12 protein-coding genes are annotated in these 17,207 nt (G+C 72.8%); 7 read left to right on the forward strand and 5 right to left on the reverse strand.

Going from position 1 to position 17,207, the window contains the following annotated elements; translation table 11 throughout:
* Positions 1 to 2,769: a hypothetical protein gene (locus tag WMF46_RS18995; protein ID WP_437986898.1), complete on the forward strand. Its 2,769-nt coding sequence runs from the start codon at positions 1 to 3 to the stop codon at positions 2,767 to 2,769.
* Between the two features lie 83 nt (positions 2,770 to 2,852).
* Here the strand turns inward: WMF46_RS18995 and WMF46_RS19000 are convergent, their stop codons facing one another.
* Positions 2,853 to 3,233, reverse strand: coding sequence for a CBS domain-containing protein (locus WMF46_RS19000; protein ID WP_437986899.1), 381 nt, complete (start codon positions 3,231 to 3,233; stop codon positions 2,853 to 2,855).
* A 775-nt stretch (positions 3,234 to 4,008) separates the two neighbouring features.
* Between WMF46_RS19000 and WMF46_RS19005 the strand changes: the two genes are divergently transcribed.
* The 4 genes from WMF46_RS19005 (at position 4,009) to WMF46_RS19020 (ending at position 11,400) form a co-directional block, all read left to right on the forward strand.
* Positions 4,009 to 4,836 (forward strand): hypothetical protein, encoded by an 828-nt coding sequence (locus WMF46_RS19005; RefSeq protein WP_437986900.1) that lies wholly within the window; start codon positions 4,009 to 4,011, stop codon positions 4,834 to 4,836.
* Position 4,837: 1 nt separating this feature from the next.
* Positions 4,838 to 8,974: a serine/threonine-protein kinase gene (locus tag WMF46_RS19010; RefSeq protein ID WP_437986901.1), complete on the forward strand. Its 4,137-nt coding sequence runs from the start codon at positions 4,838 to 4,840 to the stop codon at positions 8,972 to 8,974.
* A 416-nt stretch (positions 8,975 to 9,390) separates the two neighbouring features.
* On the forward strand, positions 9,391 to 10,302 hold the full coding sequence (locus WMF46_RS19015; RefSeq protein WP_437986902.1) for an esterase/lipase family protein: 912 nt from the start codon (positions 9,391 to 9,393) through the stop codon (positions 10,300 to 10,302).
* Between the two features lie 18 nt (positions 10,303 to 10,320).
* Entirely contained in the window at positions 10,321 to 11,400 is a 1,080-nt protein-coding gene (locus WMF46_RS19020) for a lipase secretion chaperone (protein WP_437986903.1), read from the forward strand.
* Here the strand turns inward: WMF46_RS19020 and WMF46_RS19025 are convergent.
* The 4 genes from WMF46_RS19025 to WMF46_RS19040 all read right to left on the reverse strand — a co-directional run bounded on the left by WMF46_RS19025 (position 11,384) and on the right by WMF46_RS19040 (position 15,498).
* Positions 11,384 to 12,061 (reverse strand): hypothetical protein, encoded by a 678-nt coding sequence (locus tag WMF46_RS19025; RefSeq protein WP_437986904.1) that lies wholly within the window; start codon positions 12,059 to 12,061, stop codon positions 11,384 to 11,386. The genes WMF46_RS19020 and WMF46_RS19025 overlap by 17 nt on opposite strands.
* A gap of 480 nt (positions 12,062 to 12,541) precedes the next feature.
* Entirely contained in the window at positions 12,542 to 13,036 is a 495-nt protein-coding gene (locus WMF46_RS19030) for a PaaI family thioesterase (protein ID WP_437553700.1), read from the reverse strand.
* A gap of 93 nt (positions 13,037 to 13,129) precedes the next feature.
* Positions 13,130 to 14,416 (reverse strand): fatty acid desaturase family protein, encoded by a 1,287-nt coding sequence (locus WMF46_RS19035; protein WP_437986905.1) that lies wholly within the window; start codon positions 14,414 to 14,416, stop codon positions 13,130 to 13,132.
* A gap of 23 nt (positions 14,417 to 14,439) precedes the next feature.
* Positions 14,440 to 15,498, reverse strand: a complete 1,059-nt coding sequence (locus WMF46_RS19040; RefSeq protein WP_437986906.1) for an alpha/beta fold hydrolase — start codon at positions 15,496 to 15,498, stop codon at positions 14,440 to 14,442.
* Positions 15,499 to 16,054: 556 nt separating this feature from the next.
* On the opposite strand from WMF46_RS19040, the gene WMF46_RS19045 reads away from it, so the two are divergent.
* Together WMF46_RS19045 and WMF46_RS19050 are read left to right on the forward strand one after the other, a co-directional pair.
* A complete protein-coding gene (locus tag WMF46_RS19045) occupies positions 16,055 to 16,756 on the forward strand; it encodes a hypothetical protein (RefSeq protein WP_437986907.1) in 702 nt (233 codons plus the stop codon).
* Positions 16,757 to 16,983: 227 nt separating this feature from the next.
* Positions 16,984 to 17,160 carry a hypothetical protein gene (locus WMF46_RS19050; RefSeq protein ID WP_437986908.1) on the forward strand — a complete coding sequence of 59 codons (177 nt, stop codon included), beginning with the start codon at positions 16,984 to 16,986 and terminating at the stop codon, positions 17,158 to 17,160.
* The last annotated feature ends 47 nt before the right edge of the window (positions 17,161 to 17,207 follow it).

Raw genomic sequence — 17,207 nt, forward strand, 5'->3', positions numbered from 1 at the left:
ATGCAGCGCATGCATGATCGCGTCGAGGGCAGTCCGTCGCACCGAAGCCCTGTCTCGAGCCACCTCCGACGTGCGCCGGCGGTGCGCCTCCTCGGGACGCTCGCCGTGCTGCTCGCCGCCGGGGTGGTGGCCGGCATGGGCTGCGGCCAGGAACCGCCCCCTCCCGCCGTCACGGCGCCGCCCCTGGGCGCGCAGGCGAACGACGACGCGTGCGCGTGCAGCGGCGGCTTCTATTACAACGGCGAGGCGATCCCGATCGAGGACACCCGGTGTGACAGCTTCGTGTGCGGGCGCGACCTCATCGCCTATCACTGCGTCGACCTCGGCGCGAACGACAACTGGCGCAGCTTCCCGGGGAACAGGTGCGGTGATCTCTCCTGTCGTGATGCAGGGACCTTCTGCGGCGCGGACGTCGTGAACGGCGAGCCCGCGGCCCTGTACCAGTGCGCGGGCGCGGGGCAGATCCCGCTCGAGTGGACGATCTGCGAGGGGGGCTGCCGCCGCGGGGCGTGCACCGACGCCGCGACGAGCGAGTGCCCGTGCGAGGTACCGCCCGTCGCCGGCGGCGAGCGCATCCCGCGCACCTGCGGCCAGCGCGTGTGTTTCCCGACCGGCGCTGGCAGCGACGGGGTGAAGATGGTGTGCACCGCGGACGGGTGGCAGAGCCTGGGGCTCTCGTGCACGCAGCGCGCGGGCACCTGCAACGCCTGCCGCGGCGTGCAGGACAGCTTCGACAACGAGGTCACCACGACCGCGTGCGGCGAGACGATCTGCGGCCTTGGCCACGGCAACCGCAGCGAATGGATCTGCGGAGAAGAGGGGTGGCTCGACCTCAATCGCCCGTGCGAGCCGGGCAAGCCGGAGGAGGAGGGCGCGGAGTTCGGCCGCTGTCCGGAGCAGTTCCAGGACAAGGACGGGAAATGGAAGTCGGTCGAGCAAGGCCAGACCTTCTGCGGCGATCAGGTCTTTCGCAGCCCCTGGAACAACGACCTGGCGCGGAGCTTTGGCGAGCCGTTGATCAAGATCAAGGGGAAGGCGACGCAGCTCTTCGCCTGCCCCGGGCCGGGCGCCCGCCCGGTGCCTTACCGGGAATGCTCCGCGCTCGGCGGCACCGGGGAGTGCAAGACCGTGCGGGAGCTGCCGGGCATGCGCTACCACGAGGCCGAAGGCGCGCAGGCCGAGCAGGGCGCGAAGGTGATCCGCGACTGGGACCGCTGCGACGAGGCGTGCCCCACGGTCGCCGAAGCGGCGTACACGAGGGCTGGGCCGGACGGCAACCGCGTCTGCCGCCACCTGTTCTGCGGGCAACACGGGGTCACCGGCCGCGTCGGGACCTTGTACCAGTGCGCCTACGACGACTGGACGTACTGCCCGCCACCCGCGCAGTCCACGAGCTCCGTCGTGGGCCGCCCCGTACCGTACCAGGAGTGCTCTGAGGCGTGCCTTCCGCGCGACGCCAAGGGGCATCACGACGTGTGCGATTCCTCCGTGGATCCTCAGGAGCCGTTCGGGATCCCGGATCCGGCGCCCGAGCCGAGCCCCTCGTCGCGCTGCGACGCCATCCTCGATTACCAGGGGAACGAGGTCCCTCCGTCGTCGCGGCGGCGGGGCGCGAGCGTCTGCGGCCGCGGCGGGCAGGTGTTCGAGTGCCGCGATCGGCAGCTCTACCGCCCCGACGGCTGGCATGCCACGGGGATCTCGTGCGGCACCGCGTGCGGGATCTGCGGCCCGGATCCGTACGGGGTCCAGAGCTCTTTCTGCAGATCGATCACGGAGTTCTTCGGCAACACGTGCAGCGACATCACCGCTGACGCGGACGCGATCCTGTGCAACAACAGCGATGACGTCCTCCTGAACGACCCTGCCTACTGCGGCCACAACCCCGGCCTGCACGCCGCGGGCGACCCGTGGATGCTCTACACCTGCAAGGCGTACTGCGAGCGCGAGGACGGCGCGACGACGCGCTGGGTGCCGTGCGAGGGGCGCGAAGGCGACGGCCAGAACAGGCGAGAGAGGACGCGGGTCTACCGCTTCGATCACGCGACCTACTGCCCGCTGGGGTGCAGGGTCAACGAGCGAGTGAACGACGCGTGCATCGCGCCCACGGGGAACCTCCAGTTCCCGTTCCCCGACCACAAGATGATCCAGAACATAGGCCACAAGCCGGACTGGAATGAGGGCCGGCACCTCGGCGAGGACATCGGCAAGGCGAGCGGCAGGACGGAGGGCACCTACGTCTTCCCGATCGCCCCTGGCAAGCTCCTCCGGGCGGGCATCAACTGCTCGCAGTACCTCGGCATCGCGCTCGTCGAGCACCGCTTCAAGGAGAACGGCGAGGAGAAGCGGTTCTGCTCCTTCTACGGGCACCTCGACGTGGATGAGCTGGCGATGACCCTCGTGGGACAGGACATCGGCACCGACACGCCGCTCGGGAAGATCGCCTATTGGGACGACATCCCGAGGCAACACAACCTCTATTGCGAGAACAAGTGGACGGAGTGCCCGGCAGAGGACAGCTTCCCCTGCAATGCGGGCAATTCGCACCTGCACTACGCGGTGCTCTCCCACGCCGAGTGCGCGCGCTTCGACGACGGTGGCGGCGCGCCGCCAGGGTACGACGAGTGCAACACCGCGTCAGCGATCGGGTACCTCGACACGGAGACGCGGATCGAGTCCTACACCGCGCTCGACGGGACATGCACGATCCCCATCTCGAGCCCCGACGGATACATCTCCCCGGAGTGGTTCGTGACGTCTCGTCTACATTGATCCACCGCCCGCGCCAGCGTCGAGCGCCCGGCGGGGAGGCGTCCTCTGCTTGACCGACGCCTCGCGCCGGCAGGCGCGCGGCCTCAGGCGGTGCTCGGCGGGACCGGCATCACGCATTCCACGAAATAACGCAGGATGTCCTGCGGGGTGATGATCCCGACGAGGCGCCCCTCGCGCACCACCGGCAGATGGTGGATCCGGTTCGCGCGCAGCAGGGTCATCACCTCGTCCGTGGTCATGAACTCGTCCACGCAGATGGGCGGGGTGCTCATCACGTCCGCAGCCGTCATGCCCGCGTACTCCTTGCGCAGGAGCACGCCCAGGAGATCCGTCTCGCTGACGAACCCGACGATGTGGTGCCCCCCATCGATGACCGGCGCGCCGCTCAGGTGATGGTTGGCGAACAGCTGCAACATGTCGGCGACCGGCGTGCCCTGCTCCAAAGCGATAACGCGCTCGGTCATCAGATTGCGCGCATGGCCCTTCATGGTCCGGGCATGTAATGATCAACACGCAGCGACGTCAAGGGCGCCGACGCACCGCGCCGAGCAGCCCGTCCAGCCGCCGTCCAGCCGCCGTCCTTCCGCAACGCCCCCACCCAACGCCCCCGCCGACGCCCTCCGTCGCGCGACCGCTGCGGACGGCCGAGGGGCGCATCGCACCGGCCGGCTCGGCCGACCTCGGCGCCCCCGGCCGCCGCGGCGGCCAGCGGGCACGCCGGGGGAGCTCAGGGAGTCGGCGGCGGGGCCCGGGAGGCGCAGGCCCAGGCCGTCGTCCGCTCGGATGGATCGAGCCCGCCGAGCGCCTTTCCGGGCGCCTCCCGGCGAGGAGTTTGGCTGTCAGCGACAGGCCATCCTGTCGCCACCATCGCACTTCGACGGCACCCCATCGCTCCTCCGTCCCCGGTGCCAGCATCGCTGTCCATGATGCCTTGGACAGAGCAGGAGTCTCGCGCCGACAGCGTCGACAGAGCGATCGCACCGCGACACAAAAAAAGAGATCATTGCGTGCGCGTCGGTCTTTGCCCGGCGGGGTATCAGTGACATCTTTCCATTTGTCTCTGAAGCGGAGATGGCCCCATCGGCCGCTCCGACTCGTGGGCTTCTTCGCGGCTCGTGCATCTGAACAAGATCACGCACCGGTGTTCGATGCGCGTACCCCTTGGCCCGCGCCTCGGCGCCGGTCGTTTCGGGAGCTCGTGGGCCATGCGCTCATGGGCATCCCAGGGGGGCGTTATCCATGGAGCATTCGCCGAAGCTAGCTGCACTCCTCCTGGCCATCGCGGCGCTCTTCGCGAGCGCGTGCGCGGTGGAGCTCGATCCAGACGCTCCGGCCGAGGACGCCGGGGACGCAGCTTCCAACGCCGCCCGGACGGCGAACGCGCTCACGTCGAACGCGCTCACGTCGAACGCGCTCACGTCGAACGCGCTCACGTCGAAGGCGCTCACGTCGAACGCGCTCAGGGCCGAGGCGCTCTCGGGCAACCCGCGCACGGCCGACGCGCTCCGCGACCCGGCCGCGCGCACCCTGCTGAAGTACGTCGCGGGCTGCGCGCTGCCCGCGGGTGAAGGCTTCACCGTCGCCGTGGACGGCGACGAGTTCTCCTTTCCAGGGGAGCTCGGCCTCGCGGCGAGCTGGGGCGAGGAGGGCGGCGCCTGCGACGAAGCGTGCCGGTCCTGGGTCAGCGGCTGCGTCCTCGCCCGCGTCAATTACCTCGGGCACAAGGTGAACATCTCCGTCCGCGGAGATCGCGAGGAGCTCCAGGCCGACAAGGTCGAGCGCGCGGCCTATCCGAGGCGCGAGGCCACTTACTACGGCGACATCTTCGCGCCGCTGCCTCGCTACAACGCGTGCCTCCCCCCCGAGGCTTCGTCGCTCGCGCGCGCCTGCGGGCCCTCGCTCGAGACGTGCGCGATCAAGGTCGCCGGCTCGTGCGATAGCCTCTGCGACGAGCCGAACAGCGACGGAAGCTTCCCGAACTGCCGCGGCAAGGTCCGCAACAGCTCGGGCAAGCTCATCGTCGAGAAGACGCCGAACCCCGGCTCGGTCACCGTGTTCCTGCGCTGACGTGGGCCACGCGGAGATCATCGCGGGGCGCTTCGTCGTCGAGGGCGAGGCCGCCTCCGGAGGGATGGGCACCGTCTACAAGGCGTACGACCGCCTCGGCGGCGCGGCGGTCGCCCTCAAGATCGTCCGGCTGAGGAACGAGATCCAGATCGAGCGATTCGAGCGGGAGGCCGCCCTCCTCGCCGCGCTCGTCCACCCGGGCATCGTGCGCTACGTCGCGCACGGCAGCACCCCGGAAGGCGATCGCTACCTCGCCATGGAGTGGCTCGACGGCGAGGACCTCGCCGCGCGCCTCGCGCGCGGCGTCCTGCCGGCGAGCGAGGGGCTCTTGCTCGTGCGCCGGGCCGCCGACGCCCTCGCGTTCGCGCACGCGCGCGGCATCGTCCACCGCGACATCAAGCCGAGCAACCTCTTCCTCCCGGGCGGGGACGCCGGGCGGGTCAAGCTCGTCGACTTCGGCATCGCGCGGCCCAGCAGCGACGCGGGGCGCGTCACCGTCACCGGAGGCGTCCTCGGCACGCCGGGGTACATGGCCCCGGAGCAGGTCGAGGCGCACAGCGTGCCCGACCCGCGCAGCGACGTGTTCTCCCTCGGGTGCGTCCTCTTCGAGTGCCTCGCCGGCCAGCCCGCCTTCGCGAGCGCGAGCCCCATGGCCGCGCTCAGCAGGGTGCTGCTGATGAGCCCGCCCCGCCTCCGCGACGTGCGCGCGGACGCGCCGGCGCCGCTCGACGAGCTGGTCGCGCGCATGCTCTCCAGGCAGCCCGGCGATCGCCCGCGCGACGGCGCCGAGGTCGCGGCCGAGCTCGACCGGATCGCCGCCATGCGGGGCGGGTGGATCGCGCCGCCCGACGCGCCGACGCTCGCGGGCGGCGCGACGCCCGACGCGCCGGCCCACGGCCTCGGCCCGCGCGACCGCGCCGCGCTCACGCTGGGCGAGCAGCGCGTCGTGAGCCTCGTCCTCCTCGGCGAGCCCGGCCACGGCGCAGCCCGGGCGCCGCAGCCCGCCCCGCAGGCCCAGGAGGCCCCTGGCGAGCCGCCGCCCGCCTCGCGCAAGTCGCAGCCGCCCGCCTCGCGCAGGTCGCAGCTGCCGCCCGGATCGAGCAGGCTACAGCCGTCCACGTCGAGCGCCCGGGCCGCGGAGATCCGCTCGCTCGTCGAGCTCCACGGCGGCAGGCTCACGCAGCTCGTCCCGGGCGTGGAGATCGTCATGATGTCCGGCCCTGGCAGCGCCGTGGATCGCGCCGAGCGCGCCGCCCAGTGCGCGCTCGCCCTCCGCACCGAGCTCCCGGCCGCACCGCTCTGCGTCATCACGGGGCGGGGCGTCTTCTCCGCGGGCCTCGCCGAGGGCGACGTGATCGACCGCGGCCTCGCCGAGCTCCGCGCGGCGCTCGATGAGCGCGAGGTGCGCGCGGTGCGCATCGACGGCGCGACCGCCGACATGCTCGGCCCGCGCTTCATCGTCGCGCACGCCGCACCCTCGGCGCCGGGCGGGCCGCTCTTCCTTTACGGCGAGCGCGCCGTGGACGAGATCGCCCCCGCCTTGCTCGGGAAGCGCACCCCGTGCGTCGGCCGCGCCCGCGAGCTCTCGATGCTCCACGGCGTGCTCTCCGGCTGCATCTCCGAGTCGCTCGCGAGCGCGGTGCTCGTCCTCGGGCCGCCCGGCGCCGGCAAGTCCCGACTCCGCCTGGAGCTCTTCGCCGCCCTGCGGCAGCGGGACGAGCCGATCGAGATCCTCTGGGGCCGCGCCGACTCGGGCTCTCCCGGCTCGCCCTTCGGCATGATCGCGGACGTGCTCTGCCGGGCCGCCGGCCTCCGCGCGCGCGACCCGGCGTGGGCGCGGCAGCGCAAGCTGAAGCAGCGGCTCGGGCGTCACCTGGGCGGCCCGGCGCTCGATCGCGCGGCGGCGTTCCTCGGCGAGATCAGCGGCGCGCCGTCGCCGGAGCACGCCCGCATGGTGCGGGCGGCGCGCCAGAGCGCCACCGGCATGAGCGACGGCGTTGGGGCCGCCTGGGAGGACTGGCTCGCCGCCGAGTGCGCCGCGCGCCCCGTGCTCCTCGCGCTCGAGGACCTCCACTGGGGCGACGCCGCCACCGTGCGCCTGCTCGACGCGACGCTGCGGAACCTCCGCGAGCTCCCGCTCATCCTGCTCGCGCTCGCGCGCCCGGACGTCCACCGGCTGTTCCCGAGCCTGTGGGCCGAGCGCGAGGTGCAGACGATCAAGCTCGGCCCGCTGCCGCGCCGCGCGAGCGCGGAGCTCGTGCGCGCCGCGCTCGGCGAGCCCGTGCCCGAGGGCGTTGTCGCGCGCCTCGTCGAGCGCGCCGGCGGCAACCCGTTCTACCTGGAAGAGCTCATCCGCGCGGTCGCGGGCGGCAAGGAGGAGCTCCTGCCCGACTCGGTGCTCGGCACGGTGGAGGCGCGGCTCGACGCCGAGGGCAACGAGGGCAAGCGCGTGCTCCGGGCGGCCAGCATCTTCGGCGATCGCTTCTCGAAGCGCGGCGTCGCGGCGCTGCTCGGCGGCGAGGAGCGCCTCGCCGACGTGGAGGCCTGGCTGACGGCGCTCGCCGACCGCGAGCTCGTCGCGCCGGCCTCGGCGTCGGCGGGCCTCGCCGACGCCGCCGACTACGTCTTCCGCCACACGCTCGTCCGCGAGGCGGCGTACGCCATGCTGACCGAGCGCGACCGCGCCCTCGGCCACCGGCTCGCGGGCGCGTGGCTCGAGCGGAGCGCCTCCGCCGATCCGCGGGGCGTGGCCGAGCACTTCCGCCGCGGCGGAGAGCCCGGCCGCGCGGTGCGCTGGTACCGCCGCGCGGCCGAGCAGTCGCTCGAGGCGAACGACCTGCGCGCCGCGATCGAGCGCGCCGCGTGCGGCGAGGCCTGCGGCGCCGAGGGCGAGGATCTCGGCGCGCTCCGGCTGGTCGCGGCCGAGGTCAACGTCTGGACGGGGGACCTCGCGGCGGCCGAGGAGCTGGGCGCGTCCGCGGCCGAGCTGCTCCCCGCCGGCTGCGCCGGGTGGTTCCGGGCGGTCACCCAGATCGCCGCCGCGGCCGGGAAGCTCGGCGCGGTCGACCGCGTCGCGCGGTGGGCCGCCGTCGCCGAGCGGATGTCCGCGGCGCCGCCCTCCTTCGCGTCCTCGGCGCCTCCCACGTTCGCGTCCGCGGCGCCGGCATCCGCCGCCTCCGCGGCGCTGTCCTCCGGCGCGGCCGCGCTGCGCCGCGCCCGGATCGCGTGCTTCTGCGAGTGCGGCGCGCAGCTCGTCTTCGGCGGCCGCTACGCCGAGGCCGACGCGCTGCTCGCGCGCATCGACGAGGATCTCCGCGCGCATCCGCCGCCGGACGCCGAGCTCGTCGCGATGGCGCAGCAGCTCCGCGCGATCCGCGCCTCGGCCGGCGGCGATCCCGAGGCGTGCCTCGAGGGCCTGGAGGCGGCGCTCGCGGCCTTCGAGCAGGCCGGGGACAGGCGCAGCGCGTGCGTGATCGGCGCGAACCTCGGCTTCATCTACGCCGAGCTCGGCGAGCTCGGGGCGGCCGAGTCCGTCCTGCGCGCCGCCCTGGAGGCCGCCGATCGGATGGGGCTGCGCGAGCTCGAGACGGTCGCGCTGCACAACCTCGGCCACGCGCTCGGGCTGCTCGGCAAGCTCGACGAGGCGCAGCTCGTCGAGCGGCGCGCGGTGGAGGCGTTCCAGCAGCGGGGCGACCTCCGCATGGAGGGCGTGGCGCGGACCTACCTCGCGAAGATCGCGCTCCTCTCCGGCGACGCCGCGACCGCCGAGCGGGAGGCGCGCGCGGCCGAGGCGGCGCTGCACGTGGCCCCCCGGCTGCGCGCGGCCGCCGTGGCGGTGCGCGCGCGGGCGCTGCTCGCCGCGGGCGAGGTCGCGGCGGCGCTCGGCGCGGCGCGGGCGGCGTTCGGCGAGCTCGCGGCGCTCGGATCCCTGGAAGAAGGCGAGTCGCTCGTGCGGCTCGCCTACGCCGAGGCGCTCGCGGCGTCCGGCGCCCACGGCGAGGCGTCCGCGGTGCTCTCGGAGGCCAGGGAGCTCCTGCTCGCGCGGGCGCGGCGGATCGCGGACCCGCGGCGGCGCGAGCGGTTCCTGACGGCGGTGCCCGAGAACGCGCGCATCGTCCGCGGCGCCACGACGACCTAGCCGCCCCGAGGGCTCGCGCCCTCCGCCTCGCCCGTCCGCGTGCCCCCGGCCTTCGCCGCGACATGGGCGGCTCTGCGCTCCCGCGCTGATGCCCTGTCGCGCCGCCTGGACCGACGTGACCCGTGAAGGGGAGGACACCGGCCTTCCGATTGTCCAGGATACGCGAGGTGCTTGTCGCGCTGAGAGCCTGTGAGTTCTGCTTGATTCGAATTAAAAAAATACTCTATCAGAGGTGACAGGTGATCAGACGAGCTCATTCCTCCAGCATGCGCGCTGCACGACCCACCGCCGTCACACCCGCTCGAAATCAGAGAGTCGAGAGAAAACGATGGGCCGGGCGCCGGACGTGGATTGACGCATTGCGGTGCACGGCGGGAGCTGTCGTGGTGCTGCTCTCGCAAGGATGCGTCGCGTCGATGGACGAGCCGGCGGACGTGGAGCGCGCCGAGGTCGGCGAGGGCGCGCTGGCGATGAAGAGCTATACGCAGACGCGGTATCCGATCGTGCTCTGTCACGGGATGGCCGGCTTCAAGGCGATGTTCGGGGTGATCGACTACTTCGGTGGGATCGCGTCGGCGCTGCGCTCCGGCGGAGCGGAGGTGTATGCCGCCGAGGTGCCCCAGTTCGACAGCACCGAGGCGCGGGGGGAGGCGCTGCTCGCGCAGGTCGAGGATATCGTCGCGCGCACCGGGAGCGGGAAGGTCAACCTGGTCGGGCACAGCCATGGCGGGCTCGACGCCCGGTATGTCGCCGCGGTGCGGCCGGATCTCATTGCGTCGGTGACCACCATCGGGTCTCCGCATCAGGGGGCCGAGCTCGCCAGTTTCCTCCAGGAGAACCTGCGGGAGGGCGGGCTCGCGGAGGGGGCGCTCTCGTTCCTCGCGAGCGGCCTCGGCGCGGTGCTCAGCCTGCTCAGCGGGCACACGGCGCCTCAGGACGCGATCGCCGCCGTCAGATCGCTGTCCGCCGCCGGGATGCGCGAGTTCAACGCGCGTTACCCGGCCGGGCTGCCCGACGGCCGGTGCGGGCAGGGCCCCGCCGAGGAGGGCGGCGTGCGCTTCTTCTCGTGGTCGGGGACAGCGGTCGTCACGAGCCTCATCGATCCGACGGACCTGACGCTCAAGCTCATCTCCACGCTGTATTCGGAGTCGAACGACGGGATGGTGGGCAGGTGCAGCTCCCATTTCGGGGAGGTGGTCCGCGACGATTATGCGATGAACCACCTCGACGAGGTCAATCAGATCTTCGGGTTTATCAACCTGTCTGGCCCGAACCCGAAGTCCGTGTTCCGGTCGCACGCGAGCCGGCTGAAGGCCGTCGGCCTCTGACCTCCTGGAGGGCTCTTCGTGGCGCGTCGTGGCAGGACCGCTCTCTTCGTGGCCATGGCGCTCGTCGCGACGGTCGGCGTGGGGCGCCTCCTCTCGGGGGAGCGGACACGGCCGGCGGCGCCCTCGGTCCGATCGAACGGGGCCGCGCGCCCCGCTCGGAAGGAGACGCTGCCCGCGCTGTCGGTCGCGCCGGCCCCCACGCGCGTCCGGCAGGCGCTGTCGGTCTCGCGGCCCCCTGCAGCGCCGCGCCCGCCGGCGATCGCCGCGCCGCCCTCGCTCCGCGGCACCGACGTCGACGGCGCGGTGACCGTCGACGAGCGCGGCGATCTGGTCGTCGGCCCGGAGCTGCTCGGGCTGTTCGACTACTTCCTGAGCGCCACCGGCGAGGAGCCGGCGCCGGCGATCAGGGCCCGCGTCGTCGCGGCGATCCGGGAGCGGGCGACGGGGCGCGGAGCGGAGCAGGCGATCGCGCTGTTCGACCGGTACCTCGGCTACCGCGAGGCGGCCGGCGCGGCGCGCGTCGAGCAGGAGGCCGATCCGGCGGCGCGCCTCGCCGCGCTGCGCGCGATCCGGCGCGCATGGTTCGGCGAGGCGGCCGCGGCGCGGCTGTTCGGCGACGAGGAGCGGGAGATCGAGGCGGCGATCGAGGAGTCCCGCATCCTCGCGGACGAGGCCCTGTCGCCGGAGGAGCGCGACGCGCGGATCGCAGAGGTCGAGGCGGCGCTGCCGGAGGCCGTCCGCGAGGCGCGGGAGGCGGCGACGCGCCCGCTCGCGCAGCAGGCCGAGGAGCAGGCGCTCCGGGACGCGGGCGCGTCGGACGAGGAGCTGCGCAAGCACCGGGTCGCGACCGTGGGCCCCGAGGCCGCGGACCGGCTCGCGGAGCTCGACCGGCGGCGGGCGGCCTGGCAGCAGCGCCTCGACGCGTTCGCCGGCGCGCGCGCGGACATCGAGGCGACGGTGGCCGATCCCGACGCGCGGCGCGCCGAGGAGGAGGCGCTGCTCGAGGGCTCGTTCACGCCCGAGGAGCGGCTGCGCGTGCGGGCGATCCTCAACCTCGCGCCTCCCGCGGTGACGGGCGCGCCTACAGCGATCCGCTGATCGAGAGCCCGAGCCCGCCGGGGGTGACGAGCGGGGTCGCGCCCACCTGGAGGACCTGGCCGCGCTGCAGCGGCACGCGCACCTGCGGGGGCATGGCGATGCCACCGAGCAGCATCCCAAGGCCGACGGCTTGCCCGGCGCCGAGGAGGGAGAGGCCGACCGCGCTGGCCGCCGTCGGCCGCCCCGTGCCGATGTGGATCCACGGACCCGCGAGGGGGATCAGCAGCGAGGCGGGGTTGGCCGAGGTGCGTTCGTGGCGCCGGACGAGGAAGCAGGCGCCCTGGGAGCACTGCGGCACCAGGCGGATCTGCACCTCGGGCTGCGCGAGGGAGAGCGCGGCGCCGCGGACGGCCGACGCGACCCAGAAGCCGCCCAGGGTCGACGCGCCCGCGATGATCCAGCGCGCCCTCCGCGGGTTCGCGACGTAGGTGGCGGTCGCGACCCGCTGCGGAGCGCGCTGCGTGATGGTCGCGGTCTGCCGCGGCGGCGCGATACGACCCTGCGCCTGGGCCTGAGGGGAGATGGCCTGAGTCGCGTCAGCAGCGGAAGCGCTGGAGATGCCGAGACAGAGGCCGATCCCGAGAAGCCCGGCGAGCCCCTGGACGACGCCTTTCCCCCTTGTTGACCTACCGCTGGTTCTCCCTGTCTTCGAAGTCCACATGCGCCCCTCCCGGTGCCATCGACGCACCTGCGCTGGAGAGAGCAAGCCACGGGCCTCCTCCGAAAGATGCCTTTCGCCCCCGTCGCTCGAGCGCTCGGGATCCGGGGCAGGGAGGCGCAGTGAGCACAGAGGGCAAGGAGCGCACAGCGATCCTCTGCGATCCCCTCGGAGTCCTCGGCGCCGCTGCGATTCCGCTTCATGGAGAGGAGATGCCGAGTCCCGCGTCCCGGGAAGACGCCGCAGACGAGGAGCGTCTGACACGGCCAGGCCCGGGATCCGCGGCGCTCTCGAATTTTTCGGAGAAATTCACAGGGAGGTGGGGAGACGGGGAGTACAATCCCAACAATCTCCCCGTCTCAGCACCTCCCTGTTAGGACGAGCTCGGTGTCGGGTCGTTCGGCGACGATCTCCGCGGCGTGCCGAACGCGTTGCTCGAGGAGATCCTCCGGTAGCGGCGCCGGCTCACGGGCGAGCCCGCGCTCACCGCAGGATCAGGCACGTCGTGGTGGCGTGGGCGTAGAGCGTGCCGTCCGCGTCGCGCAGCGTCCCGTCGGCGGTGGCGTGGCGCTTGCCGAGGTGGACGACCCGGCCCTCGGCGATGAGCTCGGGCCCGCCGGCGCGCGGGGCCTTCACGAAGCTGACCTGGAGCGAGACGGTCGAGTAGCCGACCCCCGCCTCCAGGGACGCGTGCACGGCGCAGCCCATCGCGGAGTCGAGCATCGTGCTCAGATAGCCGCCGTGGACCATCGCGATCGGATTCTGGTGCTGCTCGCCGGGAGATCCGGTGATGACGACCCGGCCGGCCTCCACCGCCGCGACCCGCAGCCCGAGGAAGCTCGCGATCGGCGCCATCGGCAGCTCGCCGTTCATCATGGCCGTGAGGTAGGCGAGGCCGGACATCGATCTCACCTTCTCCACCGCCGGCGCAGGATCTTGCCACGTCACCACCAGCTGTCGTTCCTGATTCGTCGTCATGATTCCCTCTCTCCGTGTTCCTGAATCTGACGTTTGTAACGTCTGTGACGTCCGTGACGTCCGCGCGAGCCCGCGATCGATGGGCCTCGGAGCCTATCCGTGCAAGGAAGCGAGCTCAAGGCCACCGATGTCCTTCCGTTCGGCGCGGCGCGCGCCGGCGCCGGAGATCGCGACGCGCGCGGCCTGCACCTCCTCGTCGCTGATCACCGCGCGGACCATCTCGGCGATCCGCCTCCAGACGGAGTCCCTGCGGTACGGGAGCCCGACCTCCCTGCACAGCGCCTCGACCTCCCGCGCGACCTCGGGGTATTGCCGGAGCGGCAGGTCCGGCCAGAGGTGATGCTCGATCTGATACCCCATGTAGCCGTGCAGGAAGTCGGCGGCGCTGCTGGGGCTCTCGTAGTTCACCGAGCCGACGATCTGCCGGACGTAATACTCCTCGCGGCTGCGCGCGGCGCCCTCGAAGATGGGGATATCCAGGCCGGTGTGGGTCGGCGCGATCACCGCGAAGCTGTGCAGGTTCGACAGGAGCTCCGCCACGACGCTGTTGACGAGCACGCCGAGCGCCGCCCAGCGGCCGAGCGGCAGGAACGCGAGCGGCAAGAGGACGAAGTGCACGAGCGCATACGGCAGGTACCAGCGGAGCAGCATCTCGCGGTCGAGCAGCACGCCGGGCGACCAGGCCGCGCGCTCGCGCCCCTCCGTCGAGGCCTCGGCCGCGCGCTCGCGCCGCTTGCGGAGGGCGCTCCGGGTGGCCGGGCCATAGTAGAGCCACTTCCATGTGCACGCGGTCACGAACAGCGCGAGCGCGCGGACGAACCTTGGCTTGCTCTTCAGCCACGCCATGTTGACGGCGACGCGGTCGGGGTCGCGCTCGTCGCCGGTGTAGCAGTGATGAGAGACGTTGTGCTGCGCCTGCCACGCGTCGGCGTCCAGCCAGTCGAACCAGTCCCACAGGCTGCGCCGGCCCCGCGCGAACGTGCGGCTGTTCCAGGCCGGGTCGCCGCCGGCGACGCCATCATACGCCTTGTGGAGGACCGGGTGCGCGACAACGACCCACCTGGCGAACCGGCCAAGCGCGATGAGGATCATCGAGATCGGGTTGGGCCCGAGCGCGGACGTCGCGTACCCGAGGGCGGAGAAGGCGCGGCCCAGCAGCGACAGGCGCTTGATATGGCGGAGATCCTCCGCGCCCGTCCGGGCCGAGGCGCCGGCGCGGATCGCCCTGATGCCCGCCATCAGCCGCCGGGCATCGTCGGCCGAGAGCGCGGTCGTGCGAGCGGCCGTGTCGGTCGCTGCGGGCGCGGTGCGAGGAAACGCATCATCGGTCTTCATCGTGAGCTCCGTCCTCTGCGTCTCGAGCGAAGCGAGGCGTGTCATGGCCATGGTGATGATTCGAGCGCTCATGACGCGCCCCCGGGGGCCTGGTGCCGCCGCAACCAGGCGGCGATCTGCTCGTACGGGGTCCGAGGCACGGCCGGGTCGAGGCCGAGATCGAGCCTGCGGGGAAGCGCGATATGGCCTCCGCCGTCCATCCAGACGACGCGGGCGCGCGACGAGAGCCCCCCGCGCGCTGCCAGGCCGGCGAGCGTCGCCGGGGGCACCATCGGGTCCTGGCGCGAGTACAGGAGCAGCGCCGGGGTGGCCAGCGAGCCAAGGATCCTCCCGGCGCCCTGGGCCTCGTAATAGGCCGTGGGATCGCGGAAACCGAAGCGGCGGACCACCGTCAGGCGGTCCCACTCGCGCAGCGTCGCCGCCCGATCGACGGCCGACGGCGGGACGGGCATCTGCCGCCGCCGCGCGATCTCCCGGTACATCCGCTTCAGCCCCCCGAGGACGTGGCGCCGGTACACGACGCTCTCGGGGCGATCCATGTGGCTCACGGCGCGATCGAGGTAGAGGGGCGAGCAGATCGAGGCCACGGCCGCGAGCCGCGGGTGCCCCGCCGCGGCGAGGTGGAGCGCCACGTGTCCGCCCATCGAGAAGCCGACGACGAAGATCCGCTCGTGGCGCGCAACAAGGGGATCGCCGCTCAGCACGGCCGCGAGGTCCTCCCAGAGCCCCGCGTGGTGGAGATCCTCCGGGTCGCACGACGAGCCGCGCTGGCCGAGTCGCAGCACCGACAGCCCCTGCGCGCGCAGGGCAACCGTCGCCGCGCGCAGGTAGGCCGAGCGCACGTCCCCGCCCATGCCGTGCAGCAGGACGACAAGGTCGCGGCTGCCCGGCGACGGGAAGTACAGGCCGGTCAGCGTCGCCGCGCCGTACGGCCCTCCAGGGACGCGGAACCGCCAGGGGACCGCGGACGTGAGCTCCGGGGTGAGGCTGCTCGTGACGAAGCCCGCGATGGTCGCGGCGTGGCCGCGCGCGAGGCGCACGAGAGACGCGCGCTCACCCTGCTGCGCGGCCAGAGGCTCGGGGCGCTGCATCAAGGATGCGCGATGAAGGGCGTTCTGCTCGATCATGGGTCCTCTACCTCGTCCTCTCCGCCGCGAGGCGCGCTGTCCGGCACGAGCTCCCGATCCCCGGGTGTTCGCCGAGGAGCCGAGCCGTGCGACAGCCGGCCACGGCCGGCACGGGGCGGCGTGGGTGCGGCGGCGAGAGGCGTCATTGCAGCAAGGATGCCAGTCTCCAGCGGGCCTCGTGGGCCGCCCTCCGCCCCGACGCGGGCGCGCCGCGCGCCCTCGGGGCTTCAGCGAGCCCAGGCTGAATCGGCGCGGACACCCGCTTGCTCGATCGAGCAACGCGCCGCGCCGCCGGCGGCGCATGCGGCCAGCCGGGGTAAAGGGGCCAGCCGCTAGCTGGAGGTCCGGGCCTCCATGTGAGGAGCGCCCCCGCGGCGCGGCGTGAGGGCTCCGGACGCCGAACCGCCGCTCCGGACGGGCGGAGTCGCGCCGGAGCCGGGCTGGCACCGGGGTTGCCATGCACGAACCGGCATCGACGAAGGCATCCCGGCCGCGCTGCTCGCCGGCCGCGCCAGCGTCCCTTGCAGACCGCAGGTCTGCGCGAAGGAGCAAACCCATGAATCCCGTGGCAATGTCTACAGGGGCTGTCCAGATCGTGGCGGGCGTCGTGATCGGTTATCTCACCGTCTCCATGGCGGAGTCGTTTCTCCACCGGAACGCGCTGCACGCGAGCGTCGCGGTCCGCCGCGCGGCGAAGCGGCTCGGTCGCGTGGGCCGCCCTGTCTTGCGCGCGTACACGAGCCACACCGTCGTGCATCACGGCAAGACCTACCGTGAGAGTCACGTGCGGCAGTTCCGGGACCGCGAGGAGCAGGAGCGGCTGGATCGCTGGATCGTCGAGACCCAGGGCGACCGGCGGATGATCCGCGAGCAATACGGCGTCTCGCTGGCCGGCCTGGGGATCCTCGCGTTCGCCGCCCCCGTGCTGCCGTTCTTCGCGCTGTACGCGCTCTTCCTCCCGGCGGCGGTGGTCGTCGGCGCCTTGCTACCGCTCGTGATCTACCCGCTGTCGTCGCTCGTCCTCCACCCGTACCTGCACATGCCGCGGGCCGAGGCCATGGCCCGCGCGTCGCGGCCGATGCGGTGGCTGCTCGGCACGCGCTACGTGCGCTTCATCTCCCGGCACCACTACCTGCACCACCGGTACATGCACTGCAATTACAACCTGCTCTGGCTCGGCGACCTGCTCCTCGGGCGGCACCGCCGGCCGAGCGACGACGATCTCGCCGAGATGCGCGGCCAGGGGATGATCTGCTGAGCGCCTTCCGGGTCTTCGAGGCGGGGATTCACGAAGCTCGAAGCGCGCCGTGGTGGGAAATTGCACCGCGGCGCGCTCCGTCCTTCCACGCCTGAAACGCCTGGGGTTACCGCGACGTAGCACCAAGCGGAAGGCATCCTACCGTATAGCTGTACCCTACTGGCCGCGCCATCGCGCGCCTCGGCCACGAGGTCGACCCGCCGATCGAGGCCGACGGCTGGACGCTCATGCTCCAGTTCGCGGCGTTCGGCCTCGGGATCGCGGTGGTGAACGGCATCTGCGCGCCGCCGCGCGGCGTGATCCTGCGCCGGGCGCCCGAGCTGGTCGCCGAGGGGCGGGCCAGGGGCCGGAGGCGGAGGCCGTCGAGCTGGCCCGCAAGGCGTTCGCCCTGGAGCGGTCGCTAGAAAATCGCTCGCCTTGATGCGACGCTCATTTCATGCAGAGACTCCAT

The organism is Sorangium sp. So ce117, from assembly GCF_051524395.1.
Classification (GTDB): Bacteria; Myxococcota_A; Polyangia; order Polyangiales; family Polyangiaceae; genus Sorangium; species Sorangium cellulosum_B.

Excerpts from the sequence above, each read along its gene's own strand:
- WMF46_RS19040 (WP_437986906.1), bottom strand. The coding sequence starts at position 15,498 with ATGATCGAGCAGAACGCCCTTCATCGCGCATCCTTGATGCAGCGCCCC.
- WMF46_RS19005 (WP_437986900.1), top strand. The coding sequence starts at position 4,009 with ATGGAGCATTCGCCGAAGCTAGCTGCACTCCTCCTGGCCATCGCGGCG.
- WMF46_RS19015 (WP_437986902.1), top strand. The coding sequence starts at position 9,391 with ATGGACGAGCCGGCGGACGTGGAGCGCGCCGAGGTCGGCGAGGGCGCG.
- WMF46_RS19000 (WP_437986899.1), bottom strand. The coding sequence starts at position 3,233 with ATGACCGAGCGCGTTATCGCTTTGGAGCAGGGCACGCCGGTCGCCGAC.
- WMF46_RS18995 (WP_437986898.1), top strand. The coding sequence starts at position 1 with ATGCAGCGCATGCATGATCGCGTCGAGGGCAGTCCGTCGCACCGAAGC.
- WMF46_RS19035 (WP_437986905.1), bottom strand. The coding sequence starts at position 14,416 with ATGACACGCCTCGCTTCGCTCGAGACGCAGAGGACGGAGCTCACGATG.
- WMF46_RS19050 (WP_437986908.1), top strand. The coding sequence starts at position 16,984 with ATGCTCCAGTTCGCGGCGTTCGGCCTCGGGATCGCGGTGGTGAACGGC.
- WMF46_RS19030 (WP_437553700.1), bottom strand. The coding sequence starts at position 13,036 with ATGACGACGAATCAGGAACGACAGCTGGTGGTGACGTGGCAAGATCCT.
- WMF46_RS19025 (WP_437986904.1), bottom strand. The coding sequence starts at position 12,061 with ATGTGGACTTCGAAGACAGGGAGAACCAGCGGTAGGTCAACAAGGGGG.
- WMF46_RS19045 (WP_437986907.1), top strand. The coding sequence starts at position 16,055 with ATGAATCCCGTGGCAATGTCTACAGGGGCTGTCCAGATCGTGGCGGGC.